25 protein-coding genes are annotated in these 24,972 nt (G+C 61.9%); 21 read left to right on the forward strand and 4 right to left on the reverse strand.

Features of this window, described 5'->3' with window-relative positions; translation table 11 throughout:
• Positions 1-144: 144 nt before the first annotated feature.
• Together ACK3R5_RS17665 and ACK3R5_RS17670 are read right to left on the reverse strand one after the other, a co-directional pair.
• Positions 145-285, reverse strand: a complete 141-nt coding sequence (locus ACK3R5_RS17665; RefSeq protein ID WP_411966044.1) for a hypothetical protein — start codon at positions 283-285, stop codon at positions 145-147.
• Positions 286-391: 106 nt separating this feature from the next.
• Positions 392-1,027, reverse strand: a complete 636-nt coding sequence (locus tag ACK3R5_RS17670) for a helix-turn-helix domain-containing protein (RefSeq protein ID WP_411968783.1) — start codon at positions 1,025-1,027, stop codon at positions 392-394.
• 291 nt (positions 1,028-1,318) lie between these two features.
• Between ACK3R5_RS17670 and ACK3R5_RS17675 the strand changes: the two genes are divergently transcribed.
• From ACK3R5_RS17675 to ACK3R5_RS17730, 12 genes are all read left to right on the forward strand, one after another.
• The gene (locus ACK3R5_RS17675; protein ID WP_411966042.1) at positions 1,319-1,894 is read left to right on the forward strand and encodes a hypothetical protein; all 576 of its coding nucleotides are present in this window, start codon (positions 1,319-1,321) and stop codon (positions 1,892-1,894) included.
• On the forward strand, positions 1,894-2,565 hold the full coding sequence (locus ACK3R5_RS17680; RefSeq protein ID WP_411966041.1) for a ubiquinol-cytochrome c reductase iron-sulfur subunit: 672 nt from the start codon (positions 1,894-1,896) through the stop codon (positions 2,563-2,565). The genes ACK3R5_RS17675 and ACK3R5_RS17680 overlap by 1 nt, the downstream gene beginning before the upstream one ends.
• Positions 2,565-4,013: a cytochrome b gene (locus ACK3R5_RS17685; protein WP_411966039.1), complete on the forward strand. Its 1,449-nt coding sequence runs from the start codon at positions 2,565-2,567 to the stop codon at positions 4,011-4,013. Before ACK3R5_RS17680 ends, ACK3R5_RS17685 begins: the two co-directional genes overlap by 1 nt.
• Entirely contained in the window at positions 4,006-4,218 is a 213-nt protein-coding gene (locus ACK3R5_RS17690; protein WP_411968784.1) for a hypothetical protein, read from the forward strand. The genes ACK3R5_RS17685 and ACK3R5_RS17690 overlap by 8 nt, the downstream gene beginning before the upstream one ends.
• A complete protein-coding gene (locus tag ACK3R5_RS17695; RefSeq protein WP_411968785.1) occupies positions 4,215-7,166 on the forward strand; it encodes a molybdopterin-dependent oxidoreductase in 2,952 nt (983 codons plus the stop codon). The genes ACK3R5_RS17690 and ACK3R5_RS17695 overlap by 4 nt, the downstream gene beginning before the upstream one ends.
• Complete coding sequence (locus tag ACK3R5_RS17700) at positions 7,163-8,224, forward strand: 4Fe-4S dicluster domain-containing protein (RefSeq protein ID WP_411968786.1); 1,062 nt, start codon at positions 7,163-7,165, stop codon at positions 8,222-8,224. The genes ACK3R5_RS17695 and ACK3R5_RS17700 overlap by 4 nt, the downstream gene beginning before the upstream one ends.
• A gap of 249 nt (positions 8,225-8,473) precedes the next feature.
• The gene (locus tag ACK3R5_RS17705) at positions 8,474-9,289 is read left to right on the forward strand and encodes an ethylbenzene dehydrogenase-related protein (RefSeq protein WP_411966035.1); all 816 of its coding nucleotides are present in this window, start codon (positions 8,474-8,476) and stop codon (positions 9,287-9,289) included.
• 11 nt (positions 9,290-9,300) lie between these two features.
• On the forward strand, positions 9,301-10,029 hold the full coding sequence (locus ACK3R5_RS17710) for a molecular chaperone TorD family protein (RefSeq protein WP_411968787.1): 729 nt from the start codon (positions 9,301-9,303) through the stop codon (positions 10,027-10,029).
• Positions 10,026-10,925 (forward strand): hypothetical protein, encoded by a 900-nt coding sequence (locus ACK3R5_RS17715; protein WP_411968788.1) that lies wholly within the window; start codon positions 10,026-10,028, stop codon positions 10,923-10,925. Before ACK3R5_RS17710 ends, ACK3R5_RS17715 begins: the two co-directional genes overlap by 4 nt.
• Positions 10,922-11,752, forward strand: coding sequence for a HEAT repeat domain-containing protein (locus tag ACK3R5_RS17720; RefSeq protein ID WP_411968789.1), 831 nt, complete (start codon positions 10,922-10,924; stop codon positions 11,750-11,752). Before ACK3R5_RS17715 ends, ACK3R5_RS17720 begins: the two co-directional genes overlap by 4 nt.
• A 2-nt stretch (positions 11,753-11,754) precedes the next feature.
• On the forward strand, positions 11,755-13,038 hold the full coding sequence (locus tag ACK3R5_RS17725) for a P-loop NTPase (protein ID WP_411968790.1): 1,284 nt from the start codon (positions 11,755-11,757) through the stop codon (positions 13,036-13,038).
• Positions 13,039-13,311: 273 nt separating this feature from the next.
• Positions 13,312-13,602: a helix-turn-helix domain-containing protein gene (locus ACK3R5_RS17730; protein ID WP_411966030.1), complete on the forward strand. Its 291-nt coding sequence runs from the start codon at positions 13,312-13,314 to the stop codon at positions 13,600-13,602.
• 47 nt (positions 13,603-13,649) lie between these two features.
• Here the strand turns inward: ACK3R5_RS17730 and ACK3R5_RS17735 are convergent, their stop codons facing one another.
• Positions 13,650-14,036 (reverse strand): cupin domain-containing protein, encoded by a 387-nt coding sequence (locus ACK3R5_RS17735; protein WP_411968791.1) that lies wholly within the window; start codon positions 14,034-14,036, stop codon positions 13,650-13,652.
• Positions 14,037-14,238: 202 nt separating this feature from the next.
• On the opposite strand from ACK3R5_RS17735, the gene ACK3R5_RS17740 reads away from it, so the two are divergent.
• Complete coding sequence (locus ACK3R5_RS17740; RefSeq protein ID WP_411968792.1) at positions 14,239-15,453, forward strand: hypothetical protein; 1,215 nt, start codon at positions 14,239-14,241, stop codon at positions 15,451-15,453.
• Positions 15,454-15,567: 114 nt separating this feature from the next.
• Here ACK3R5_RS17740 and ACK3R5_RS17745 read toward each other — a convergent pair whose 3' ends face one another.
• Entirely contained in the window at positions 15,568-15,804 is a 237-nt protein-coding gene (locus ACK3R5_RS17745; protein ID WP_411966026.1) for a DUF2249 domain-containing protein, read from the reverse strand.
• 395 nt (positions 15,805-16,199) lie between these two features.
• Between ACK3R5_RS17745 and ACK3R5_RS17750 the strand changes: the two genes are divergently transcribed.
• The 8 genes from ACK3R5_RS17750 (at position 16,200) to ACK3R5_RS17785 (ending at position 24,945) form a co-directional block, all read left to right on the forward strand.
• Positions 16,200-16,709: a plastocyanin/azurin family copper-binding protein gene (locus ACK3R5_RS17750; protein ID WP_411966025.1), complete on the forward strand. Its 510-nt coding sequence runs from the start codon at positions 16,200-16,202 to the stop codon at positions 16,707-16,709.
• On the forward strand, positions 16,710-18,722 hold the full coding sequence (nosZ, locus tag ACK3R5_RS17755) for a TAT-dependent nitrous-oxide reductase (protein ID WP_411966024.1): 2,013 nt from the start codon (positions 16,710-16,712) through the stop codon (positions 18,720-18,722).
• Between the two features lie 3 nt (positions 18,723-18,725).
• On the forward strand, positions 18,726-19,484 hold the full coding sequence (locus ACK3R5_RS17760; protein WP_411968793.1) for a hypothetical protein: 759 nt from the start codon (positions 18,726-18,728) through the stop codon (positions 19,482-19,484).
• An 8-nt stretch (positions 19,485-19,492) separates the two neighbouring features.
• Positions 19,493-20,872: a nitrous oxide reductase family maturation protein NosD gene (gene nosD / locus ACK3R5_RS17765; RefSeq protein WP_411966022.1), complete on the forward strand. Its 1,380-nt coding sequence runs from the start codon at positions 19,493-19,495 to the stop codon at positions 20,870-20,872.
• Positions 20,859-21,857 (forward strand): ABC transporter ATP-binding protein, encoded by a 999-nt coding sequence (locus ACK3R5_RS17770; RefSeq protein ID WP_411968794.1) that lies wholly within the window; start codon positions 20,859-20,861, stop codon positions 21,855-21,857. The genes nosD and ACK3R5_RS17770 overlap by 14 nt, the downstream gene beginning before the upstream one ends.
• Positions 21,854-22,753 (forward strand): ABC transporter permease, encoded by a 900-nt coding sequence (locus ACK3R5_RS17775; RefSeq protein ID WP_411966020.1) that lies wholly within the window; start codon positions 21,854-21,856, stop codon positions 22,751-22,753. The genes ACK3R5_RS17770 and ACK3R5_RS17775 overlap by 4 nt, the downstream gene beginning before the upstream one ends.
• A gap of 8 nt (positions 22,754-22,761) precedes the next feature.
• The gene (locus ACK3R5_RS17780) at positions 22,762-23,451 is read left to right on the forward strand and encodes a nitrous oxide reductase accessory protein NosL (protein ID WP_411968795.1); all 690 of its coding nucleotides are present in this window, start codon (positions 22,762-22,764) and stop codon (positions 23,449-23,451) included.
• 252 nt (positions 23,452-23,703) lie between these two features.
• Positions 23,704-24,945, forward strand: a complete 1,242-nt coding sequence (locus ACK3R5_RS17785) for a digeranylgeranylglycerophospholipid reductase (RefSeq protein ID WP_411968796.1) — start codon at positions 23,704-23,706, stop codon at positions 24,943-24,945.
• Positions 24,946-24,972: the final 27 nt, after the last annotated feature.

The following is a 24,972-nucleotide window of genomic DNA, read 5'->3' on the forward strand; positions in this document are numbered from 1 at the left end:
GCTACAGTTCGCCCAAAGACAGTTCGAGTAGTGTCCACCCGACTGGCCACGTCCGACTTGGCACAGAGAGACTGCCCCGGGGTTCATCTGTGTTCGAGGAATCTGAGTCACCGCCCAGCGCAACAGATCATGGACAGTTCGAGATTACAGACGCGAAAATCTCGACGCTTCGACGTCCGCCTCACAGAGCACGCACCCGTCTTCGAGGATGATGGTACGGATATTGCCATCGACGTCCATCTCTGCGCTGCATTCGGGGCAGTCGAAGATGTATTCGTCAGACACGGGAGCCACCACCGCTGAAACCTGGCCATCTGCGAGTAACTAACTGAACCCACCACAAGTGGGGTGTTAAAGAGGAGTCGTCAACGTGGTGAAAGGTGAGAACGTCTCAGTAGTCGAGGATTGCATCGAGGAGTTTCGACTGGGCCGCAGAGAGGTGTTCGGCGAACGTAGACCGATTGATACCGAGTTCGTCCGCAACTTGCGTTGCATTTGCCGTCCGTGGGTGTTCGAAGTAGCCCATCTCGTGGGCGGTTGCCAGAACCTCCTGCTGTCGGGACGTGAGCGCATCACGGTCGACGTAGACCGGCGAAGAACCGCTTCCGGGGCCGTCTGACTGGGTGAGGCGACGCAGAGAGACACCGTCGAACTCCGATTTGAGTTCGACGATTATCTCACGGAGCGAGTCCAGGTCAGGGGCGAAAAACGAGAGCACGACGTTGTTGTCGTCGGCGTCTATGTGGCGTACCGGACACCCGTGGTCCTCGATATACTCACACGCACAGCCCGGTCCAGACTCGGTTTGACACTCGAATCGATAGACTGTCTGATTCCCGTGGTGGAATATCTCTTGAATGTCGGAGTCGTCCACCGTCTTGTCGGCGGAAAATTCGATGGAGACTGCATCGCTGCCCTTGGGAGAAGAGCGCGTTATCGACCGAACATCGGTTTCAATAGAGATTTGTGAGATGCGGCATGCACACGGGTCCGACACCTCGATTTCACCATGTACTCCACAGTCCATATCGTGCGCACTTCGCAGTGGCGACGAATAGACCTTTTGCTGGCGAACGTACACTATCTTTGATTTAAAACGCCGAGAACGAACGACGGATAGCGAATCGAACCAGTGAGATAGCTACCCCCATATAAAGTCCCCACGCCCTATGGTCCGGGCGTTACCCATCACTGGGCTAATTCACAAAAAGGGTCGAAGAATGTCAATTAACAGCCTGATGGCGGTCGATTGGTATATTCGCCAGGATATACCCAGCAAAAGGGGTTGGCACCGAACGTCGAAACGAGGTGACTGTCCGTGAGACGTGAGACAGTCGTCGTCTTGCTCCTGGTCGTCGCCGTGCTCCTGCCGATGTGGTACGTCGCATTGCACGGGGAACCACCGAGCGAGCAGATAGAAATCGACCAGAGCGTCACGGAGATGCGACCGCTCCAGGAGATTATCGATACGCCGGAGAAGCTTGCACCGAGTCAAGTCGGCGTCATCGTCTGGGTCGCACTGTTCGGACTGGTCGGCGTGTTGACCGCAGTCCATCGGTTCATGGACTCGGCAGTAAGAGGAGAGTATTCAGACCCCACACCGGTCTCTGACGGGGGACAGGTCGGACTCCCGTGGTTCTGGACCGAAGACCGCTGGGTTGTCGAATATCGCGACGCGTCGGACGCCATCGAAGGCATCCTCGCGATGGGTGGCCTGACGATACTCTCTATCGTCTTCGCCGCACTGTTCACCGGTGAGTACCTGACGCTCGCTCGAACGCAGTACTTCGGCGTCTACGCGATGGGGATGTTCGTCTCGCTGGCGCTCCTGACGGTTTCGTACTACGCGTGGTTCCTTCCCCACGTCGAAGTCGCAGAACGGAGGGGTCACTGATGAACTCAGACAGCAACCATTCCGAGTCGGATACCTGTGACGGGCACTGCACCGACTGTTCAGACCACGGTTCGAGCGGCAACCACGGGCACCGGCCGAGTCTCTTCTCGGACACGCGCGCATCGCTCGCCCGACGTGATTACGCCAAACTCCTCGCGAGTGTCGGCGGTCTGACGGCCGTCGCGAGTCTCACGGCACCGCTCGCGGGGTTGACACGGGTCTTCGAACGGGAGTACACCGGGCCAATATACTCCGACGGTATCTATCTCGTCGACGGCGACGGGAATCGAATCAGGGAAAACGCACTCGCAGAAGGAGAGATAATGACAGTATTCCCCGAACCACGACCGGGAATCGAGAAGGCACCGACGCTTCTCGTTCGACACGCCGAAGACGCCTACGGCGACAGCGTGAAGAAAGAGTACATGGTGTCGGGGTACACGGCCTACTCGAAGGTCTGTACGCACGCCGGATGTATGGTGTCGAACGAAGAAGGCGAGATACTCGTCTGCCCGTGTCACTTCGGGAAGTTCGACCCGACTGACGCCGCGGCAGTCGTCGGTGGCCCACCGTCTCGTGGGCTTCCGCAACTCCCGATTACAGTGTCGAGCGAGGGGTATCTCATCGCCACGGGCGACTTCGACGGGCCAGTCGGCCCGGGAGGTGAATGATGTCCCGAATCGATGACCTCGCAGACCGGGCATCTGACGCTGGGACCCGAACCTACGGCTGGTTCGATTCACGATTCGACCTCGACAGCGGCCGTGAGTTCCTCGGCAAGGCTTTTCCCGCAGAGGATTCGTTCCTCCTCGGCGAGGTTGCGCTGTTCTGCTTCCTGCTTCTCATCCTCACGGGGATGTTCCTCGGGATGTTCTTCGAACCATCCACGAGTGACGTCCAGTACGAAGGCAGCGTCGCGGAGTATCAGGGTGAAGACGTGCCGGAAGCGTACGCGAGCGTGCTGCACATAACCTACGACATCCCGTTCGGGATGTTCATCCGGCGGATGCACCACTGGGCGGCACATCTGTTCGTCGCCTCTATCGGGTTGCATATGCTCAGGGTGTTCTTCACCGGGGCGTATCGGAATCCACGTGAACCAAACTGGGTCGTCGGAACGGGCCTCGCCGGCCTCTCGATGGGAGCGGCGTACACCGGGTACGCTCTCCCGTTCGACGAGTTCGCGGCGACGGCGACCGGTATCGGGTACAACCTCGCGACGTCGATACCACTCGTGGGTGAGCTCGTCGGGAAGGCGTTCTTCGGTGGGGAGTTCCCATCGAGTGCAACGATTCCCAGGCTATACTTCATCCACGTGCTCATCATCCCCATCGCAATCGGGGTGTTACTCGCCATCCACATGGCGATTCTAATCAGGCAGAAGCACACCGAAGCACCACGAGACGACGACGTTCGGAGTCTCCCGTCTGAGCCACAGCAGTCCGCAGACGGTGTCGCAGCGAGCGACGGTGGGGACGAAACCGTCGTCTCGAAGGACGACGACAACGTCGTCATCGGGCTTCCAGCCTTCCCGAACCAGACGGCAGTGAGCGCCGTCGTCTTCTTCTTGACGCTGGCGACGCTCGCGGCACTGGCAGGTTTCCTGCCCGTCCACAACATCGCAGAGTACGGGCCGAACAACCCCGCAGGGACGCCGGAACTCATCATGCCCGACTGGTTCCTCATGTGGGTCTACGGCCTGCTGAAACTGCTCCCGTCGTGGATGGGCTTTACCATTCCGGTCGTCGGTATCCACATCTCCACCGAGTTCGTCGGCGGCGTCCTGCTCCCGACGCTCGTGTTCGGCGCAATCGCCGTGTGGCCGTTCGTCGACTACCACGACAAATCGGTCCACTTCACGGCCGACCCACTCGCACGGCCGTGGCAAACCGCGGTCGGAATCGCGGCTATCCAGTTCATCATGATTGCATCCATCGCGGGGATGAACAACCTCCTCGGACGTGCACTCGGCGTCGGAACGGGTGTCATCAACCCGATTCTGACCGTCGCGCTGTTCGTCGTCCCCATCGGGTCTGGAATCCTGACGTATCGGATGCTGGACGACGGAGAAGAACGCGACGAGTCCCGACGCTCCTCGGAGGTGACCGGCGATGACTGATGCAGACGCCGGTGTCGCCGCTCCGTGGACCGTCGAGCTGTCTGCACGGAGGTATCGACATCTCGACCGGGTCAGCAAACTCCTCGGTGTGGCACTCGTCGCCCTCGGACTCGAGATGGGCGGCAACACACTCGGAGGACTCTCTCTCGGACTGCTCGGCGCAGTAGTGGCACTGACGACGGTATTCGTACACAAAGACCAATGAGCCGAAACGACCCTACCCAGATAGACGACGAGACGGACGCAGAATCGGCGAACGACGAACGAGCGGACGACGCCCCCCAGGTGGGTGACCCACCGGGAGACCCGGCCGACAATTCCGGTCTGGTCTCACGGCGGAGTCTCCTCCAGGGCCTCGGTGTCGCGTCGCTCCTCGGTATCGGTAGCTCCGCGGCCTCCGACGACAGTCTGTTCCAGATGGGCGGACTGAAACCGGTCGACGACCCGATTGGGCAGTACCCCTATCGCGAGTGGGAGGACCTCTACCGAGACAAATGGGACTGGGACTCAGTCTCCCGGTCGACCCACAGCGTCAACTGTACCGGCAGTTGTTCGTGGGACGTCTACGTGAAAGACGGACAGGTCTGGCGCGAAGAACAGTCGGGTGACTACCCGCGCTTCGACGAGAGTCTGCCGGACCCGAATCCACGAGGCTGTCAGAAAGGCGCGTGTTACACCGACTACGTCAACGCCGAACAGCGCATCAAGCACCCCCTCAAGCGAGTGGGTGAACGCGGCGAAGGCAAGTGGAAACGCATCACGTGGGACGAAGCGCTCACCGAGATTGCAGAACACGTCATCGACGAGGTGCAGGCCGGTCGGTACGACGCTATCAGTGGGTTCACGCCGATTCCGGCGATGAGTCCAGTGTCGTTCGCCAGTGGTTCACGCCTCGTCAATCTGCTCGGCGGTGTCAGCCACTCGTTCTACGACTGGTACTCCGACTTGCCGCCGGGACAACCCATCACCTGGGGGACGCAGACGGACAACGCCGAGAGCGCCGACTGGTACAATTCGGACTACATCATCGCGTGGGGGTCGAACATCAACGTCACGCGTATCCCCGACGCGAAGTACTTCCTCGAATCGGGGTACAACGGAACCAAGCGCGTCGGCGTCTTCACCGACTACTCACAGACGGCAATCCACACCGACGAGTGGATTAGCCCCAACTCCGGAACCGACACCGCCCTCGCTCTCGGGATGGCCCGAACCATCGTCGATGAGGGCCTCTACGACGAGGACCACCTCAAAGAGCAGACGGACATGCCGCTTTTGGTCCGACAGGACAACGGGAAGTTCCTGCGGGCGAGCGACGTGCCTGGGGTCAACTCCGCCGCCGACCGCCCAGAGTGGATGTTCCTCATGCTCGACGCCGACGGCCGACTTCGAGAGGCACCGGGGTCGCTCGGTGAGCGTGACGGCCAGAAGGATTACTCGAAGTCCATCGACCTGAACTTCGACCCGCAACTCGACGCGGAGATGACGGTTCGGACCGACGACGGAACCGTCCGCGTTCGCACCGTGTGGGCCGAACTCCGCGACGAACTCTCGAAGTGGGACCCAGAGACGGTCCACGAAGAGACCGGTGTCGGCCGAGAGACCCACCAGCGTATCGCCCGCGAGTTCGCAGACGCCGACAAGGCGAAGATTATCCACGGCAAGGGTGTCAACGACTGGTACCACAACGACCTGGGTAACCGTGCCATTCAGTTGCTCGTCACGCTGACCGGCAACCTCGGCGAGCAAGGGACCGGTGTGGACCACTACGTCGGCCAAGAGAAGATTTGGACGTTCCACGGGTGGAAGGTGCTCTCGTTCCCGACTGGAAACGTTCGCGGCGTGCCGACGACGCTGTGGACCTACTACCACTCGGGTATCCTCGACAACACCGACCCCGATACGGCCGACAAGATCCAGGAGTCCATCGACAAGGGCTGGATGCCAGTGTACCCCGAAGAACGCGACGATGGGACGCGACCGGACCCGTCGACGATGTTCATCTGGCGTGGCAACTACTTCAACCAGGCCAAAGGCAACGTCGCACTCGAAGAGGAACTGTGGCCGAAACTCGACCTCGTCGTGGACATCAACTTCCGGATGGACTCGACCGCACTGTACTCCGACATCGTGTTGCCGACCGCCAGCCACTACGAGAAGACCGACCTGTCGATGACGGACATGCACACCTACGTGCACCCGTTCACGCCGGCGGTCGAACCCCTCGGCGAGTCGAAGACCGACTGGCAGATTTTCCGGGAACTCGCCGCGAAGATTCAGGAGATAGCGCGGGAACGCGGCATCGAGCCAATCTCGGACCGGAAGTTCGACCGCGATATCGACCTCCAGAACGTCTACGACGACTACGTCCGCGACTGGGAGACCGGTGAAGAGGGAGGTCTCGAAGAGGACCGCGCCGCCGCCGAGTTCATCCTCGAACACTCCGAGGAGTCGAACCCGTCGGACACCGACGAACAGATTACGTTCGCAGATACGGTCGAACATCCACAGCGGTTGCTCGAAGCGGGTGACCACTGGACGTCCGACATCGAAGACGGTGAGGCGTACGCGCCGTGGAAGGACTTCGTCCAGGACAAGAACCCGTGGCCGACCGTCAGTGGGCGACAGCAGTACTACATCGACCACGACTGGTTCCTCGAGTTCGGCGAGCAGTTGCCGACGCACAAAGAGGGGCCGGAGAACACCGGCGGCGACTACCCAATGGAGTACAACACGCCCCACGGACGGTGGGCGATTCACTCGACGTGGCGGGACAACTCGAAACTGCTCCGCCTCCAGCGGGGTGAACCCGTCGTCTACATCAACCCCGACGACGCCGAAGAACGCGGCATCGAAGACGGTGACACCGTCGAGGTGTACAACGATTTGGGTGCCGTCGAAGTGCAGGCCAAAATCTACCCGAGCAGCGAGCGTGGAACTCTCCGACACAACTTCTCGTGGGAGCGGTTCCAGTACTCCAGTCGGAACAACTTCAACACGCTCGTCCCGATGTACATGAAACCCACCCAACTGGTGCAGTATCCCGAAGACACGGGCGAGCACCTCCACTTCTTCCCCAACTACTGGGGTCCGACGGGTGTCAACAGCGACGTCCGTGTGGACGTTCGGAAAGCAGGAGGTGACGACGAATGAGTACCGACCAGCAAGGGGCCGACGAGGTCCAACTCGCAGAGGGCATCGACCATCAGGTCGCGATGGTGATGGACCTCAACAAGTGTATCGGCTGTCAGACGTGTACGGTCGCGTGTAAATCGCTGTGGACCGAAGGCGGTGGCCGCGACTACATGTACTGGAACAACGTCGAGACGAAACCCGGTGAGGGCTACCCCCGAAACTGGGAAGAGTCCGGCGGTGGGTGGAAGTCCGGCGAACACAACGAGCGCAAACCCGGTGAGATTCCGAGTCAGGAAGATTACGGTGAGGCGTGGGACTTCAACCACCAGGAGATAATGTACAACGGGAGCGACCAACCGCTTCGTCCGGAGAGCGACCCAGAGTGGGGTCCGAACTGGGACGAAGACCAGGGAGCAGGCGAGTACCCCAACTCGTACTACTTCTACCTCCCGCGTATCTGTAACCACTGTACGCACCCCTCGTGTGTGGAGGCCTGTCCGCGAAAGGCCATCTACAAACGCGAAGAGGACGGCATCGTCCTCATCGACCAGGAGCGGTGTCGCGGCTATCGCTACTGTGTCGAAGGGTGTCCGTACAAGAAGGTGTACTACAACGCGACGCAGAAGACGTCCGAGAAGTGCATCTTCTGTTACCCCCGCATCGAGGGCGAAGGCCCCGACGGCGAGACGTTCGCCCCGGCGTGTGCCGAGGACTGTCCACCACAACTGCGACTCGTCGGGTTCCTCGACGACGAGGAAGGGCCAATCCACAAACTCGTCAACGAGTACGAGGTTGCGCTCCCGCTCCATCCGGAGTACGAGACGCAACCGAACGTCTACTACATCCCGCCGTTCGCGCCACCGCAACACTCGGACGACGGTGAGTCGGTGGACGTGGACCGTATCCCGCGGACCTACCTCGAAGAACTGTTCGGTGACCGGGTCCACGACGCACTCGACACCATCGAGCGCGAGCGTGAGAAGGTCAACCGAGGCGGAGAGAGCGAACTACTCGACATGCTGACCGACACGAACCCAGCACGCAAATACCGGTTGGAGGTGTTCGACGATGAATAAGCGAAGCGTTGAATCGGCGAATTCGCCGGAACGGAGTTCCGGAGGTGTTCGACGATGAGTGAACTGAGTGAACGAAGCGTCGAGCATGCTGAAGCAGTCGCTTCAGGAGGTGTTCGACGATGAGTGAACTGAGTGAACGAAGCGTCGAGCATGCTGAAGCAGTCGCTTCAGGAGGTGTTCGACGATGAGTGAACTGAGTGAACGAAGCGTCGAGCATGCTGAAGCAGTCGCTTCAGGAGGTGTTCGACGATGAGTGAGAAACGGCCCGTCGCGATTGGCGCGACCATCGTGGTCTGTCTGGTACTGCTGACGGCGGCAGTCGGTCCGGCGATGGTGTCGGCCCGCCCGGCGAACCAGATTCCGGTCGAGTCAGTCTCGACCGGTGACCAGCCTCAGAACCCGACGAGCGAGGCATGGGACACCGTACCCGCGGTGAAGGTTCCGATGGCGAGTGCACCGAGCGGCCTTCCGAACGCGAGTGACACGTCCGTCGAGACGCTTCGCGTCCAGTCTGCGCGGACAGACCAACGACTGTACATCCGCATGTCGTGGGCAGACGGTGACGCAGACCGGAATACGTCGAGTCCACGAGAGTTCGCAGACGCGGCAGCGGTTCAGGTTCCGGTCAACACCAGCGCTCGACCACCCATCTCGATGGGGAGCGACCGAAACCTCGTGAACGTCTGGTACTGGCAGGCTGGCGGTGAGACAGAAGAACTGCTCGCCGGCGGGGCCGGAACGACGACGTCGTTCGAAGAGAACGCCGTCGAGACGACGACCACCTACGACGACGGCCGCTGGACAATCGTCATGTCGCGAGAGATTCAATCCAGCGCCGAGAACCGCACCTCGTTCGCCGTCGACAACGACGTCGACGTGGCGTTCGCGGTGTGGAACGGGTCGCACATGGAACGCTCCGGCCGGAAGTCGGTCAGTGAGTGGTACCACTTCCCGTTTGGCCCCGGGCCACAGGGTCCACCGTACGAGTCGATTCTGTGGGCTATCGCCGGTCTGGCCATCGTCGGCGTCTCGCTGGTGACCATCCAGGCGGTCAGAAACAACTGAGGGACTCAGAGATGACTACAGACACTGAACGAAACGACGACCCTGCGGCCGACCCGGACGTGACCGACCGAGTCGACCCAGAGAGCATCGACCAACAGGCCGTGGCACGCGGTGGGGTCTACACGGTCATGGCCAAACTCCTCGACGAACCGGACGAGGCCACGTACGAACGACTTCGGTCCGGTGAGCTTCAGGAGACGGTCCACCGTCTGGTCGAGGCGTCCGGTCTGGCAGTCGACCCGCCGGACCTCTCGGTCGAAGACGACCACGACACGCTGTGTGCCCGGTTCAACGACCTGTTTACGGTCGGGTACTCGGAGTACGAAGACCGGACGGACGGGTCGCTCAACAGCGAGGGGCCGCCGGTTTCGCTGTACGAAACCTCCTACCGGCCCGAAGCGTCGTGGAACGACGTGAACCTCGACCTGGCGCGGGCGTACAGTTACTTCGGACTCGAAATCGACCAGTCGGCGCGTGACAATCACGACTACCTCCCGTACCAACTGGAGTTCGCGGGCTACCTCGCCCGACAGGAGGCGGCAGGTGCTGCCGACGTCGCCAAAGCGAGACTGGACCTCCACGACCGACACCTGCACGTCGTCACCGGCGGACTCGCAGAGCGAATCGGGCAGGAACCCGGCACCGCACTGTTCGGTGAAGTCGCCGCGTTCGTCGACCGATTCGTCACCGCCGACCAACAGGACCTCGCAGAACAGTTCGAGGGGGGTGGCGGGACGTGAGTAATCGCCGGGTCGAAGCAGAAGCGGGGTCGGAGAGCGTCCTCGGGCAGACGCTCACGCGAATACGTCCCACGTCGGGAGTCTCGACGCGCACACTCGCGGGACTCTGCGGTCTGGTCCCGGTGTTGGTGGCGACGCTGTACCGCGTCGTCCACAACGCGCCCGGTGACCTGACCGGTGGCCTCTCCGAACTCGCGACGCTTTGGCTCCCGGCGACAATCATCGGACCAGCGGTGGCGGCCTTCCTCCTCGCATCGACGGCCGAAACGGTGTGGGAGCGCGTCGGAAGTGCGTTCGTCGGTGGTTTCAGCCTGGTTGCACTCGCGTCTCCCCTCGCGTGGTATCCGGCCGCAATCGGTATCGTAGTCGGTGGGGCGATGGTCGTCTGGTCGCGGTGGGAGCGGTTGGGTCAGGAGCGCCCGACACCCGTGATTCGAGAACTCGGCGTGGCGGGCGTCCTCGTCGCAGGCGTCGCGTTCTCACTCGCAGCGACGGCGGGCGTCGCGCCCGCGACGTTGCGCCCACTCGGTTCCGCCGTCGCCCTCGTCGGTATCGGAGCAACACCGGCACTCGTCGGGTGGGACAGCAGAAGTCTGTACGTCGGTGCGCTCGCGGCCATCCTGACGTTTAGCTTCGCGACGACCACCCCATACGTCGCCGGTGCAGTCCTGCTCGTCGGTGGCGGCGTCGTCGGCACGCCACTCGCCCTCGTTCTGTTCGGGGTCGGTGGGGGAGTCACTGCTCTCACGCACGCAGTCGTGAGTCGACGACCTGACGTCGCAGCAGGAGGAGCGCTCCTGCTCGCAGCAGGTGTCCCATCCACCCTGTTGGGGGCGGCGGGCGTCCTCGTCGCCGTGACACTGTTCGCGAGCGAATCAAGAGGTGAACACAGATGAGAGACGAAGAAGAAGCAACAGACGGGCCACCAGACCCACAGTTACATCCGGAGCAAAGCCCGGGGTTCGGAGACACGCCAGCGGGCCTCGAAGATATCGAAGTCGACCGAGACATCACCATCGGTGAGGCGTCGCTGGAGGAACTCGGTGCGAGCGACACGGAACCGGTCGAAGACGACGCCGTCTCCGACCTCCTCGAAACGCTCGATGGTGAGAACCCCGTCGAACGCCGCCGTGCCGCACTCGCACTCGCAGAGCGAGAGACCGAAGCGCCAATCGTCCGCGCGCTGAGTCGTGCAGCGACGACGGACGACGACGCCGACGTCCGGCAGTTCGCGGTCGAAGCACTGACGAAACACGGTGGCGAACTCGCCGTCGAGACCGCACGACTGCTGACCGACGACCCGAACCCGTGGGTTCGGGCGGAGGCCGTCGTCGCACTCGACAGACTCGACCGTGCGGCACACGAAGACGCAATCGAGGCCGCCCTCGACGACGAACATCACGCCGCACGACGGAACGCGCTCGTCTCGCTGTTCAAACTCCGCGGAGAGGGTTCACTCGACGTGCTCGTAGACGCCGCCGACGACCCGAGCGAACGCGTTCGAGAGTGGGCCGCCCACCTCCTCGGTGGTATCGACGACGACGTCGCAACAGAAACGTTAGCGCAGTTAGCAGACGACGAACGGAGCATCGTCAGGGAGACAGCCGTCCGCGCCCGAGAGGTCGACGCAGGAAGCTTCAGGCGGCAGTTCACTGGCGTCCTCGACGAGAGTGACAGGACGCTCCCTGGTGAAGACGACCTCAACCGAACGCCGAATCTCTGAGTATGACCGACCATCCAACACCCGACTCCGAACGCGACGACGAACCACCCCTGCAGGAGCGCGTCGAATCCGCACTCCGGGCAGTGAGAGACCCCGATGCCGGGGTCAACGTCTTCGAGGCGGGACTCGTCGAATCTATCGACGTCGACGGGCAGCGCGTCACCGTCGGGGCAGCAGTCACCGAATTCGGCGACCAGAACGCGAGTGGAATCATGCAGGCGATGCTGCAAGCGGTCCGTGACGTCCCCGACGTCGAGAGCGCTCACGTCGAACCGGTCGCCCCGTCGTCGGATGGACGGGTCGGTGGCGTCGCGGGATTCGACCGCGTCATCGCCGTCGCGAGCGCGAAAGGGGGCGTCGGAAAGTCGACGGTTTCGACTGGCCTCGCTTGCGCACTCGCCGCCGAACGACCGACAGGCCTGTTCGATGCCGACATCCACGGTCCGAACGTCCCGTCACTCCTCGATATTTCCGGCCCGATACACTCGGACGACGAGGGCAATCCGCTCCCAGTAGAAGCACGCGGCGGCGACGCGACGCTAGACGTGATGAGTGTCGGGTTGATGGAGTCGGGTGCACCGCTCGCGTGGCGGGGTGCGATGGCCCACGACGCCCTCACCGAACTGTTCGAGACGACTGCGTGGCGGGCGGACGACACGCTGGTCTTGGACCTGCCGCCGGGCACGGGCGACGTGGTGCTGACGACGCTCCAGGAGGTGTCCGTCGATGGCGTCGTCGTCGTGACGACACCGTTCCACTCCAGTCTCGACGACACGGCACGGAGTATCGAACTCTTCCGCGACAACGACGTGCCGGTTCTCGGTGCCGTCGTCAATATGGGTGCGTACACCTGTCCGTCCTGTGGCGACACCCACGACCTGTTCCCGGGGAGTTCGGCCGAGGAGAGACTCGACGCACCCGTCTTAGCACACCTCCCCTTCTCGCCGGAGTTCCAAGAGACGCCAGCACCCGGCGGCGTCCCATCGGAGATGATGCATCTGGCCGATGCCGTCGTCGAGGCGGCAGACACCGCGTGGGACATCGACGTGCCCGACGACGCCGTCGACATCCGTGGCGACGCACCGGAGAAGCGACGTGAAAAGGTCGCAGAACGCTTTACCTCACTGGAGAGCGGCGCGACGTTCACACTCGTCAGCGACCGCGACCCGACGCCGGTCAGGGAGTTCCTCGGAGGGCTTTCCGACCGGCGACCGGCAGACATCGACGGGTTCGGCGTCGAACGACAGACACCCAACGACTGGGTCCTCACGGCACGCAAGCCATAACCCACGGCCGGTCTGACTGTACCGCTCGTCTCTGTTTCTCGACACATTCGGTCTCGAAGCCGGTGACTGAATCCCGAGCAGAGAACTCTGGTCAGAGATGTTTCAAGTTCCTTCATATGTCTCTGGGTCCTACGGAGAGCCATGGCAAAGACGGAGACACGGCCATGACCTGACGGGGGAAATCCAACCATGTCTTCAAATCCACTCACAGAGGCACTCGGGCCAGACTTTCAGACCGTGTTCGGCGCACTGAGGAGCGAACAGTGTCGGGCAATGCTCCAAACTCTCGACCGGCCGATGACTGCCGCCGACATCGCGACTGCGTGTGACCTTCCCAGGTCGACAGTCTACCAGAAACTCGAAGAGATGGTGGACGCCGGTCTGCTCGTCAAACACGAAAAGCGAGGAAAACAGACCATGTACACGGTTGGGTTCGACGAAGTGGTCGTCGAAGCCGGTGCGGGGAAACTCGAGTTGTCCATCGTGTCACGGCGTCGGTCCGCGTCGGAGCAACTCTCCGAGTTGTGGACGGAGGTCAGGCCGGATTCCGAGGATAGCGAGTAATCGGCGCACGCAAACGTCCCCGAACCACTCGTCGGGTACCGTTCGACTCAGTCGGCGTCGAGTTCGGGTTCGAACTCGTCGTTCGAGAGTCCGCGCCGAACCGGGTCGTGTTCTGCATCAGTCGGCGGCGGTGTCACGACCAGTAGCGCTTCGAGCCTCGAATCGTCGTCTGCCCGTATCCCGCGTTTGGTCTCCGCCATCACGGAGACGACGTCACCGGCAGTGACACGATGGTCGGTGTCGCCTTCTCTGACGATTCCGCGCCCGGAGCGAACGCTGACGACGAGGTCACTGGACGGCGCGTGGACCGGGATGAACTGGCCAGGTTCGAAGAACCCACAGATGACTTTCGTCCGGTCTGTCAGAAACGCTCCCTCGGCGGAGAATCGGTCGGGGTCGTACGTTCGTTTCGCGTCGAAGTCGATTCGTGGCATTCGCCCGGAGAGAGACGAGGCCACTGGGTGAGGGTTACCCCGAATCTGTTCGGGTAGAACTGTTTCACGCTCGTCCCGCTAGTTCGGCCAGACGGATGACCGGCGAGATACCACAGTTCGTTCCGAATCGTGTCGACGAGGCGAGTCACAGCCTCAAGGTACAAGTTCCCGACCCGAGAACGTCTCTCTCGGACGACACCCGATGACGGGGACAGGTCGCAGCAGATGGTCACGCTGGTTCGTCGTTCTGAGCGTCGCGTTTCTCGTCTGCTGGCGACTCGGCGCACTGGTCGGGATTCCCCGTCGTGCCGAAGTCATCCTCGCGCTGTTCGGATTCGTCTTTCACGTCGTCTTCGGCATGGCCTACCTACTGATTCCGTCGTACTTCGGGACGGTTCTCTCGACGGACCGAATCCCGCTCGTCCACCTCGTGTTGGCCGTGTCGGGGACGGTGCTGTTAGTGCTGTCGGCGTTCGCCGTCGGCCCACCGTCACTGGGAATGTTGGGCGCACTCCTCTGGAGTGGCGGTGTCGCCGCGTTCGTTACCGCCCTGCTCTGGTCGATTCGAGACGAGTTACGGCGCGGTGAGACGGGAACGGCGTCGCACAGACAGGCCTACGAGTGGGTCGACCGATACGCGAATCGATTCGTCCCCGTCGCGTTCTTCTACCTCGTGGTCGGGTCCTACGAACTCCTCGCCCGTTCGACGACGCTCCCGGGACTCACGGACGGCTATTTCCCCCGCATCACACATCTGTTGGCCGCCGGGTTCGTCGTCCTCCTGGTCTTCACCCTCGGCGTTCGACTCGCGCCGCGCTTTCACGGCGTGCCGGCACCGAGGGCGCTCACGGCAGTCGTCCTTCCTGCTGGTGCAGTCGGACCCGGACTCGTCGCCGTCGGTCTGAGTAGTGGCCCCGTCTTCGTCGCAGGTGCAGTCGCCGAAGCAGTGGCGTTCGTCGGCTTTGCCGCGCTGTATCTCGTCGTCTTCCTCCAGTCGGACCGGCGGCGAATCGGGTCGGAGAGCGTCCTGGCCGGTGTACTCAGCGGCGTCGCGGGCGTCACTATCGGCCTCACCGTGGCACTCGGCCCGCTGGCCGGACTGCCCCCGTTCTCGGCCGCCGCTGTGCAAGCGCACCTCCAACTCAATCTCCTCGGGTTCCTTGGCCTCGTCGTCGTCGGGTTCGCACTCATGTTCTTCCCGCCCACAGCGGGCCGTTTCCGCGGTTCGAACGAACGAACTGCACGACTGACAATCGCCGTGCTCGTCGCGGGCGTCGTCGTCTCTGTCGTCGGCCAGTTCACAGGAGGCTCAGTCGTGGCCACTGTCGGAGACGGTGTCGTTCTCATCGGGACATTCGGCTATGGCTACTTGCTGACCCGCCTGCTGGTCGAAATCGGTGCCCGTCGTGCTGGATAGCCGCGTCCCCGTGACCCGAAACCTAGCCGAGTCGCTACAGGTCCGAAAGTACCTGCCGAGAGAACAGACGCACCACCCTGATGGCAAACGAGGTTCGTCGCCCAGTTCAGAGACTCAGTGCGGTGTAATCGTGATGTGCCACTCGTCGTCTGCGACACGCTCCGTCTCACAGTCGTATCCCCGAGACTCGAGGACGTCGAACAGCGGGACGGGTTCGAAACTATTGACGAGCACGAGGGCCTCGTCGGACCGGAGTTCGTCGACTGCAGTCATGATTCGACCGAACGGTTCACCCTCGAACTCCCTGACGTCGAGCGTCTTCGTCTCGCTGTCTGTGTCGACACGGCTCATGACCTCCAGTACGTCGTCATTCTAGCTGACTCTTTTGGCGATGATGTTCGGACGAACCTCGGCAACGAGAGAATCGGACTGGTGCGAGACGGCAGTGACACTCGAATGTGGTCACGAAATCACTCGGGGTTCGGATACAGCGAATGGGTGATGGCCGCGAACCCGGCCCCGTGCTGCAGACGGCGTTACGTCTCCTATGGAATAGCTCTCGGCAACCAAACTATGCTCTTCCCCGAATATATTCGGAATCGTTCGCTGCGCAACCCAACCACGGCCATCGTAACCGAACGTGGGACGGTCAAGACGGCACGAACGAACATGTTCGTCCCCGTCCCCAGTGTTAGGAATCACATCCCTAGTATAACCGGAATACTAGAGAACTGGACTATTGTAAGATGTCTCGGAAGCGAACCAGACGTAATGTGCTGCAGCGCCTCGGTGCTGCGGGCGTCGCGGCGACAAGTATCGCACTAGCAGGATGTTCTTCTGGAGCACCGAGTAACGGTGGTTCAGAGGGCGGCGGGGGGGCAACCGAAGCCACCAACGACGAATCCGGCAGCGGCGGGAGTGGCGGGTCACAGACAGACGTCGTCGACATGAACGACGAACTCAAGTTCGCACCGGAGGCCATCGAAGTTCCGGTTGGGACGACGGTTACCTGGGAAAACGTCGGGTCGATTGGCCACACGGTCACGGCATACGAAGACAAGATTCCAGACGGCGCTGCGTACTTCGCGAGCGGAGGGTTCGACTCCGAGCAGGCGGCAATTGACGGATATCCTGACGAGGGGAACGTCGAAGCAGGCGGTACGTACGAACACACCTTCGAAACCAAGGGTACGTACGAGTACTACTGCGTTCCTCACGAGCTCAACGGCATGGTCGGGACTATCGAGGTTGTGTAAATGACTAACGACTCATCCAACACGAACGACGAGACTGGCGTATCGACAGACGACTCACAGACCGAGTACGAAGAACAACTCAACAAGGTTCTGGCAGACACCAACGAGACGGCTGGGGGCGAGGAGAACGTCTCTCTCGAACTCCCCACGCTCGGCCTGAGTCGCCGTGACTTCATGAAAGCGGGGGCCGCAGTCGGTGCCATGGGTTCGGTCGCCGGTTGTGCCGGAATCATGAACAACGGCGGGGCCAACAACGGGAGCGGGGCCAACCAAACGTCCGGCGACGTCCCGGACCACTTCGTCCCCCCGGGAGAACACGACGAGTACTACGGGTTCTGGTCGGGCGGTCACTCCGGCGACGTCCGCATCTACGGCCTTCCGTCGATGCGCGAACTCACTCGGATTCCAGTCTTCAACCCCGAACAAGCGAAGGGGCACGGATTCGACGACGAGTCCTCCCAGATGCTGGAAGAGGCAGGCGACTACAACTGGGGCGACTCCCACCACCCGAGTCTCTCTGAGACAGACGGGAAGTACGACGGTCGGTATCTGTACGTCAACGACAAGTCACACGGGCGTGTCGCACGTATCAACCTGAAGTACTTCGAGACTGACGCTATCACCAACATCCCGAACGTCCAGTCCGTCCACGGGTGCTGTATCCAGAGCCCAGACACCGAGTACGTCTTGGCCAACAGCGAGTTCCGGACGCCGCTTCCGAACGACGGGCGCGACCTCGACGACCCGGACAAGTACGTCTCGCTGCTCTCTGCACTCGACCCCGAGTCGATGGAGGTCCTCTGGCAGGTCGAAGTCGACGGTAACCTCGACATCCTCGACACGGACAAAGACGGCAAGTGGGCACTCTCGTCCGCATACAACGACGAAGAGGGCGTCGAAATCGAAGAGATGACGAAGAACGACCGTGACTTCGTCAAGGCGTTCAACATCCCGGCGATTCAGGAAGCGGTCGACGCTGGCAACTACCGCGAAGTCAACGGGGTTCCAATCGTCGACGGAACCAAGAACAGTTCGCTCAACCAGGGCGACGAACCACTCGTTCGGTACATCCCGACGCCGAAGTCGCCTCACTGTGTCGAGGTCACCCCAGACGGCAAGTACGGAATGGTCGCCGGGAAACTCTCGCCGACGGTGTCCATCATCGACATCGAAAAACTCAGCACGGAACCCGACCCTGCGAAGGTCATCGTCGGCCAGCCCAAGGTCGGCCTCGGCCCACTCCACACCACCTACGACGGCCGTGGACACGCGTACACGTCGCTGTTCATCGACTCGCAGGTGGTCAAGTGGGACATCGAGACGGCAGTCAACTCCCCGAAGGAGTCCGAAGAAGCCATCCTCGGTAAAATCGACGTCCACTACAACCCCGGCCACATTCAGGCGATTCAGGCCATGTCGACCGAACCGACCGGTGACTGGCTCGTCGTCTTGAACAAGCTCTCGAAAGACAGGTTCCTCCCTGTCGGCCCGATTTACCCGGACAACGACCAGCTCATCTACATCGGCAACGACAAAGACGACGAGCAGGGCGGGATGGAGCTCGTCTCCGACCACCCGGTGTACCCAGAGCCTCACGACGCCATCTTCGCGTCGAAAGACAAGATTTCGCCCGCGAAGGTGTGGGACCCCGCCGACTACGAAGGCGAAAAAGAGTACGTCACCGAGAGCAACTCGCGCGTCGAGCGTATCGACGACGAGACTGTCGAGGTGTACACCTCCGTCAAGCGGAGTGAGTACGGCCTCCGCGACTTCAGAGTCAAGGAAGGCGACACGGTCAAACTCACCGCGACCAACATCGAAGGCAGTCAAGACATCGTTCACGGACTCGCCATCCCCGAACACAACGTCCACCTCGCGCTCGCGCCAAAGGACACCCGTCAGGCCACGTTCACGGCCGACAAACCGGGTGTCTACTGGATATACTGTACGTACTTCTGCAGCGCGCTCCACCTGGAGATGCGCTCGCGGATGATAGTCGAGCCGAGAAGCTAACTCATGAACTATCGACCACCGAGTCTAGCGGAATTCGCCCAGTTGCGCCGGGGGTTGCCGGTGCTAGCCGCGCTTTTATTCGTCGCTGCGCTGCTGTTCCCGATGTGGTCTATCAACGTCCACGCAGTGCAGTATCCGAACGAAGTGCTGCATCTCGACCTCTACGCGTATCCGCGCATCAGTGGTGACTACGTCGAGATGGCTCGCCTCAACCAGTACATCGGGTTCTACTACCCGGACCCGGTCTACTGGCAGCCGAACTTCGAGGTCCACCCGGCCGCCGTCGAGGTGCCCGAGTGGTCACTGGGACCACTCGCGTTCGTCGCCGTCGCGGCTGGCGGTGCGTTCGTCGCAATCGCACCGAATGTCAGGAAGCTGAAGCGCGGACTGCTGTACCAACTCGTCGGGACGATTACCGTGTTCACGGTCATGGTCGTCGACATCCAGTACCGCCTCTACCAGACCGGACACAACCTCGACCCGGAAGCACCGGTCATCGGTGTCGACCCGTTCACACCGCCACTGGTCGGGAAGTACGAAGTCGCGAACATCACGAGCTTCTCCAGCCTAGGGGCCGGTGCGTACATGTCCATCGTCGCCATCGGCCTGCTCGTCGTCGCGTTCTACTTCCGCGACACCGACGCCACGTTCAGAACCGTCGCGGAATCGGTTCGGCGTCGTATCGGGTCGCTTCGGAAGCCCTCGCTTGGTGGCAGTTCCGACACAGACGACGGAACGAACGTGAAATCAAAACAAGGGTGATTACGTAAATGAACGTCCCGGTGGGTCGATTGTTCGCCGTCGTCGCCAGTCTCGTCCTCGTCGCGGCTGGCGTCGGTATCGCGACGACGCCGGCGCACACGCAAGCAGAGAGTCCCGTCGCCTTCCAGACGTCGGTCCCAGACGAGTATTCGTTCGACGACCCGACAGACGAAGGCACGGCGACTATCGGAAGCCAGACGTACACGTCGCTACAGGCGGCCGTCGACGCTGCTGAGCCGGGCGACCGGATTCGGCTCAGCGGTGAGTTCGACGAACGCGTCGTCGTCAACACCTCGAACATCACGCTGGTCGGGACACCGGGCCACACCGCTCGAATCGACGGCAACGGGACTGGAGACGTCCTCACCATCCACGGAGACGACGTCACGCTCCAACGCGTGTGGGTGTACAACGGTGGCTACGACACGGCAGAAAACGACGCCGGCATCTGGGTCAACGGGACGGACGTGACGATACGGGACAGTCGCGTCACCGACGCGACGTTCGGTATCTGGCTCAACGGCGTCACCGGCGTCCACATCGAGAACAACACCATCGTCGGACGTGACGAAATCGAACCCCGGTCGTACCGTGGGAACGGCATTCAGGTCTGGAAGTCCGACGACGCGACTATCGTCGACAACCGAATCACGGACGCACGAGACGGTGTCTACTACTCGTGGGCGTCCGGCGTGACTGCACGGAACAACACGCTGTGGGACCTTCGGTACGGCGTCCACTACATGTACTCCGACGACTGTACCCTCGTGGACAACGTCGCGTTCGACAACGACGCGGGGTACGCCGTGATGCTCTCGGAGCGAATCGACGTCGTCGGAAACGTCGCGGTGAACAACACCGGGACGAGTGGCCACGGCATCTTCCTGAAGCGAATCGACCACTCGGTGGTCGAAGGGAACGAAGTCGTCGGTAACAAAAACGGGATGTTCGTGTTCAACTCGGTCAACAATTCGATACGCGGGAACCTCTTCCTCGAAAACCGGGTCGGCGTCTACTTCACCGCAGGAAGCATCAGCGAGAACGTCTCCGAGAACAGTTTCATCAACAACGACGAACAGGTTCGCGCCCTCGTCGGCGAACTCATGGAGTGGAACGGGAGTGCGCGTGGGAACTACTGGTCCGACGTGCGAGACTCCGACGTCGACAACGACGGCGTCAACGATATCCGGCACAGACCCGCGGGCCTCGTCGAACGACTGACGTACGAACACCCACAGGCGGCCGTCTTCGCGTCGAGTCCAGCGTTCGACGCCCTCAGACTGGCCGAGAGTTCGTTCCCCGTCATCGACGTTCCCGGCATCGTCGACCACCACCCACTGACCAACTCACCCCACGACGAATGGAAACGATACTATGAACGCGATTGAGGTCACCGGCGTGACGAAGAAGTACAGCGAGATAACGGCACTCGACGGACTCTCCCTCGCCGTCGAATCGGGGTCGACGTTCGGCCTCCTCGGAACGAACGGGGCGGGCAAGTCGACGCTGTTCAAACTCCTCGTCGGTCACATCCGACCGGACGACGGGACGGTGTCGGTAGCCGGCACCGACGTGTCCACCGCCGGGCCGTCACTTCGGAGCATCGTCGGCTATCTGCCCGAGCACGCCGGATTCCCCTCGTCGCTCACCGGGCGAGAAGTACTGGAGTTCCACGCCCGAATGCACGACGTATCTGACGCAGCGGGGCGAATCGACGCCGTCCTCTCGGTGGTCGGACTCTCGGACGCGGCAGACAGACGGGTCGGGGGCTATTCGAACGGGATGACCCGGCGACTCGGGTTGGCCGCCGCGTTGCTCTCTCGCCCTCGTATCCTGTTGTTAGACGAACCGACGGCAGGACTCGACCCCCGAGGAGTCGCCGACTTCCACCGCGTCATCGAGCGTCTCGACGCCCAGTCTGACCTCACGGTGGTCATCTCCTCGCACGTCCTCTCGGAAATCGAATCGCTCTGCGAACGGGTAGCCATCCTCCACGACGGGCGACTCCGTGCCGTCGGTGACATCGACGAGTTGCGGCGAGAGGTGACCGACGACGTTCGTGTGCGCCTCCGCCTCGGCGACGCCTCGTCTCTCGACAGCGTTCAGGCTATCGCAACTGCCAACAGCGGATCGATTCACGCGACTGACCACGACGGAGACGTCGTCTTCGTCGACTGCCACCCCGACGACGTTCCGGCCTTCCTGACCGAACTCACCGAGGCCATCCCCATCGACGGGTACGACGTTCGTGAACCCGGTCTGGAACGCGTCTTCGAGCAGATACTCTCGAACGTCGAACAGGCAGAAAACACGACGCAACTGCGAGCAGTTGCCGAGTCTGGAGAGTCGGCGACGGGAGGTGAACGCGCATGAGCGACGACCAGACACCGACACCGAGCGAAACCGACGGTGGTGTGATGGCGGCGTTCGACGGCGCGTCAGAGACATCGAGTCGGGCGGCGTTCCCGTTCGACAGACAGGTCCTCACGATTGCGCAGTTAGAGTACCGACTCTCACTCCGGAGTCGGTGGACGCTCGCGCTGACGGCCCTGTTCGGTCTCCTCTCGCTGCTCGTCGTCGGGTTCGGCGGGTCGTCACCCGGACCGGTCCGGGTCGATGCCGTCATCGTGAGTCTCGCGTCGCTGGCGACGTATCTCGTCCCGCTCGCGGCGTTGGTCTACGGATACGACACCATCGTGGGTGCGGAAGAGACCGGATGGCTCGACATGGTGTTCGCGCTCCCGGTCTCTCGGGGAAAAGTCGTCGTCGGGGCGTTCCTCGGCCGTGCGGCGTCGCTCGCTGGCGCGACCGCTATCGGCTTCGGTCTCGGAGGAGTAGCACTCTATCTCCGTGTCGACGTCGTCCCCTGGGGCCTGTACGCGGACGTTCTGTTCGGCGCCGTCGCACTGGGACTCGCGTTCCTCGCTATCAGCGTCCTCGTCTCCACCGTGGCCGCAGAGAAGACCCACGCGCTCGGAATCGCACTCCTCGTGTGGGTCTGGTTAGTCTTCGGTCACGACCTCGCAGCACTGGGCCTCGTCGCTGCGTTCGACCTCCCGAGTATCGCACTCACGGGCCTCGTGCTCGCGAATCCAATCGACATCTTCCGCGTCTTCGTCCTCTCCGGTATCGACTCCACCGGAAGCGGGATGGCAGCAGTCGTCGCCGATACCGACCTCTCGACGGCAGTCCTCCTCGCCAGTGCGCTGGTGTGGGTCGTCGTTCCTGTCGGAATCGCCACGCGGTTGATTCGCCGACGGAGTCTCTGACGACGACGATGACCAGACACACTGCATCCAACCCGACACACGAATCACAGACCGACGGACCGACGACCAACCGACCACGAACCGACCGACCGACGACCACCGAGTCGACTACCGAGACACATCGCACCCGTCGGAATCTGCTCAAAGCCGTCGGCGTCGGTGCCGTCGCCGGGGTCGCTGGGTGCCTCGGCGGCGGCGGGTCGAACGACGAACCGATACCCGACCCAATCGACCTCTCGGGCGGCAAGCAAGACGACAACGGGGGGATGATAATCGGAGAACACTTCGGCCCGAACGGCCAGATATTCTACCGTGACCACGCACCCGACGGCCACGACAACCCAGCGTGGTTCCACACCCTGAGTATGGGGCTGTTCCCGTACCACTTCGACAGACAGCGGGAGGGTTGGGAAGCCGTCGTTATCTACGTGACTGACTACTCCAGCGTCGACTACGAACTCCGCGAAGAGTCGGGGAAGACGTTCATCTCGACGCACACCGGTGCGGACACGTTCGGTGATGCCACCGAGATGACCTACGTCGTCGACAGCGACGTCAACGGAGGGATGGGGAAAGACCTCCACCCGTTTTCCGATGCAGACGAAGCGGAGTCGTTCGCGTCTGAACACGACGGGTCGACGATGTCGTTCGACGAGGTGACACCGGAGTGGCTCTCGTCGTATCTCGCTCGGATGTGAGAATTTGTATCTGCAAGCGACAACCACCGGAGTTACAGGGATGACAAACAGTCACATATTACGGCAGTATTGACGTAACACTAATTCAATTTCTAAGAAACAGCAGTTTCCTATGTATACGTGTAGCCACGAATTCTCCGGCGCAGTTCCGCCCCACCGTCGATACTTTCAATTCCCTTCTCGTCGATATTTCAACGAGAGCACAGATACCCACGAACGCTGACGGGAGAAACCAAGATACGAGCGTGACCGATGCCCCAGACGAAATCCGACCACTTCGACGTCGTCATCGCTGGTGCAGGCCCGGCAGGTGCACAGTGTGCCCGCGACCTCGCGACGCGAGGGTACGACGTCGTCGTCCTCGAAGCAGAGTCCGAAGACGAGTTCCCCCGCCAGAGTAACAAATCGACCGGGGGGACGTTCCCACCGATGCTCTCGTCGTTCGGCATTCCCGACGACGTGGTCATGAACTTCACCGACGACGTCGTCATCGAATCACCGAACGACCACTTCGCCCAGTACCAACCGGGTGCAGTGCTCGACTTCGGCGAGTTCAAACGGTTCCTCGTGGCGGATGGTAAACGAGAGGGCGCGACCTACCGTTTCGGTGCACGGGTCAACAAGCCACTCGTCGAGGACGGCGAACTCGTTGGCGTCCAGTTCAGCGGTGGTGAGACGGTCTACGGCGATATCGTCGTCGATGCGACGGGACCGGCGGCGGTCCTTTCGAAACAACTCGGCGTGACCACCCTCGAACGAGACAAACAGGCTGTCGCCATCGAGTACGAGATGGACGGTGTCCACCTCGACCACCCCGGGTACGCCGATATCACCGATGCGATGATGCTCCGTCTCGACCACGACATCGCACCCGGTGGCTACTCGTGGATTTTCCACACCGGCGACGAGACGGCGAAAGTCGGTCTCTGTTATCTCCAGAACGACGCCCACAGGCGGTACGCGAGAGACGGGATGCGTATCGACGAGTACCTCCAGTACTGGCTCGACACGGACCCTCGATTCGATGCTGCCGAGCGAATCGATGGCCGGCACCACCGAGGGTCTGCTCACCTCCAGATGCCGGAACGACTGAGCGCGGACAACTTCATGGCTATCGGTGATACGGCCCCCACCGTGGACCCGGTGTGGGGCGAGGGCATCCACGCCTGTATGAAATCCGGGCGTGCCGCGGCGATAACGGCCGACCACTGTTTCATCGCCAACGAGGTCGACACGTCGGCGGCGAACCTCTCGGGGTACGACGACCTGTGGCACAGCGAGGTGGCACCCGAGATGCGGATTCGACTGCTCGTCAGTCGCGTCCTCTATCAGGCGCCAAACGACCGACTGGACACGTTCGTCCGTGACCTCCGCCGAATCGACGCCGACGAGTTGGCCAAGGCAGACGACGGGAGTGTCCGGTATCTGATGAAACTGTTGCACGTGCGTGACGTTCCGCTGTTAGCACGGGTGTTGCTCGCGTCTCGAACCTGAATGCTCCCCTCTGAATCTGCGTTCGGT

This window comes from Haloferax sp. YSSS75, assembly GCF_046764215.1.
Taxonomy (GTDB): domain Archaea; phylum Halobacteriota; class Halobacteria; order Halobacteriales; family Haloferacaceae; genus Haloferax.

Bases quoted from the DNA above. Each gene is read 5' to 3' on its own strand.
- ACK3R5_RS17720 (WP_411968789.1), top strand. From the start codon at position 10,922: ATGAGAGACGAAGAAGAAGCAACAGACGGGCCACCAGACCCACAGTTA.
- ACK3R5_RS17680 (WP_411966041.1), top strand. From the start codon at position 1,894: ATGAACTCAGACAGCAACCATTCCGAGTCGGATACCTGTGACGGGCAC.
- ACK3R5_RS17780 (WP_411968795.1), top strand. From the start codon at position 22,762: ATGACCAGACACACTGCATCCAACCCGACACACGAATCACAGACCGAC.
- ACK3R5_RS17735 (WP_411968791.1), bottom strand. From the start codon at position 14,036: ATGCCACGAATCGACTTCGACGCGAAACGAACGTACGACCCCGACCGA.
- ACK3R5_RS17700 (WP_411968786.1), top strand. From the start codon at position 7,163: ATGAGTACCGACCAGCAAGGGGCCGACGAGGTCCAACTCGCAGAGGGC.
- nosZ (WP_411966024.1), top strand. From the start codon at position 16,710: ATGACTAACGACTCATCCAACACGAACGACGAGACTGGCGTATCGACA.
- ACK3R5_RS17760 (WP_411968793.1), top strand. From the start codon at position 18,726: ATGAACTATCGACCACCGAGTCTAGCGGAATTCGCCCAGTTGCGCCGG.
- ACK3R5_RS17710 (WP_411968787.1), top strand. From the start codon at position 9,301: ATGACTACAGACACTGAACGAAACGACGACCCTGCGGCCGACCCGGAC.
- ACK3R5_RS17695 (WP_411968785.1), top strand. From the start codon at position 4,215: ATGAGCCGAAACGACCCTACCCAGATAGACGACGAGACGGACGCAGAA.
- ACK3R5_RS17730 (WP_411966030.1), top strand. From the start codon at position 13,312: ATGCTCCAAACTCTCGACCGGCCGATGACTGCCGCCGACATCGCGACT.
- ACK3R5_RS17745 (WP_411966026.1), bottom strand. From the start codon at position 15,804: ATGAGCCGTGTCGACACAGACAGCGAGACGAAGACGCTCGACGTCAGG.
- ACK3R5_RS17705 (WP_411966035.1), top strand. From the start codon at position 8,474: ATGAGTGAGAAACGGCCCGTCGCGATTGGCGCGACCATCGTGGTCTGT.
- nosD (WP_411966022.1), top strand. From the start codon at position 19,493: ATGAACGTCCCGGTGGGTCGATTGTTCGCCGTCGTCGCCAGTCTCGTC.
- ACK3R5_RS17770 (WP_411968794.1), top strand. From the start codon at position 20,859: ATGAACGCGATTGAGGTCACCGGCGTGACGAAGAAGTACAGCGAGATA.
- ACK3R5_RS17690 (WP_411968784.1), top strand. From the start codon at position 4,006: ATGACTGATGCAGACGCCGGTGTCGCCGCTCCGTGGACCGTCGAGCTG.
- ACK3R5_RS17685 (WP_411966039.1), top strand. From the start codon at position 2,565: ATGTCCCGAATCGATGACCTCGCAGACCGGGCATCTGACGCTGGGACC.
- ACK3R5_RS17670 (WP_411968783.1), bottom strand. From the start codon at position 1,027: ATGGACTGTGGAGTACATGGTGAAATCGAGGTGTCGGACCCGTGTGCA.
- ACK3R5_RS17750 (WP_411966025.1), top strand. From the start codon at position 16,200: ATGTCTCGGAAGCGAACCAGACGTAATGTGCTGCAGCGCCTCGGTGCT.
- ACK3R5_RS17740 (WP_411968792.1), top strand. From the start codon at position 14,239: ATGACGGGGACAGGTCGCAGCAGATGGTCACGCTGGTTCGTCGTTCTG.
- ACK3R5_RS17785 (WP_411968796.1), top strand. From the start codon at position 23,704: ATGCCCCAGACGAAATCCGACCACTTCGACGTCGTCATCGCTGGTGCA.
- ACK3R5_RS17775 (WP_411966020.1), top strand. From the start codon at position 21,854: ATGAGCGACGACCAGACACCGACACCGAGCGAAACCGACGGTGGTGTG.
- ACK3R5_RS17725 (WP_411968790.1), top strand. From the start codon at position 11,755: ATGACCGACCATCCAACACCCGACTCCGAACGCGACGACGAACCACCC.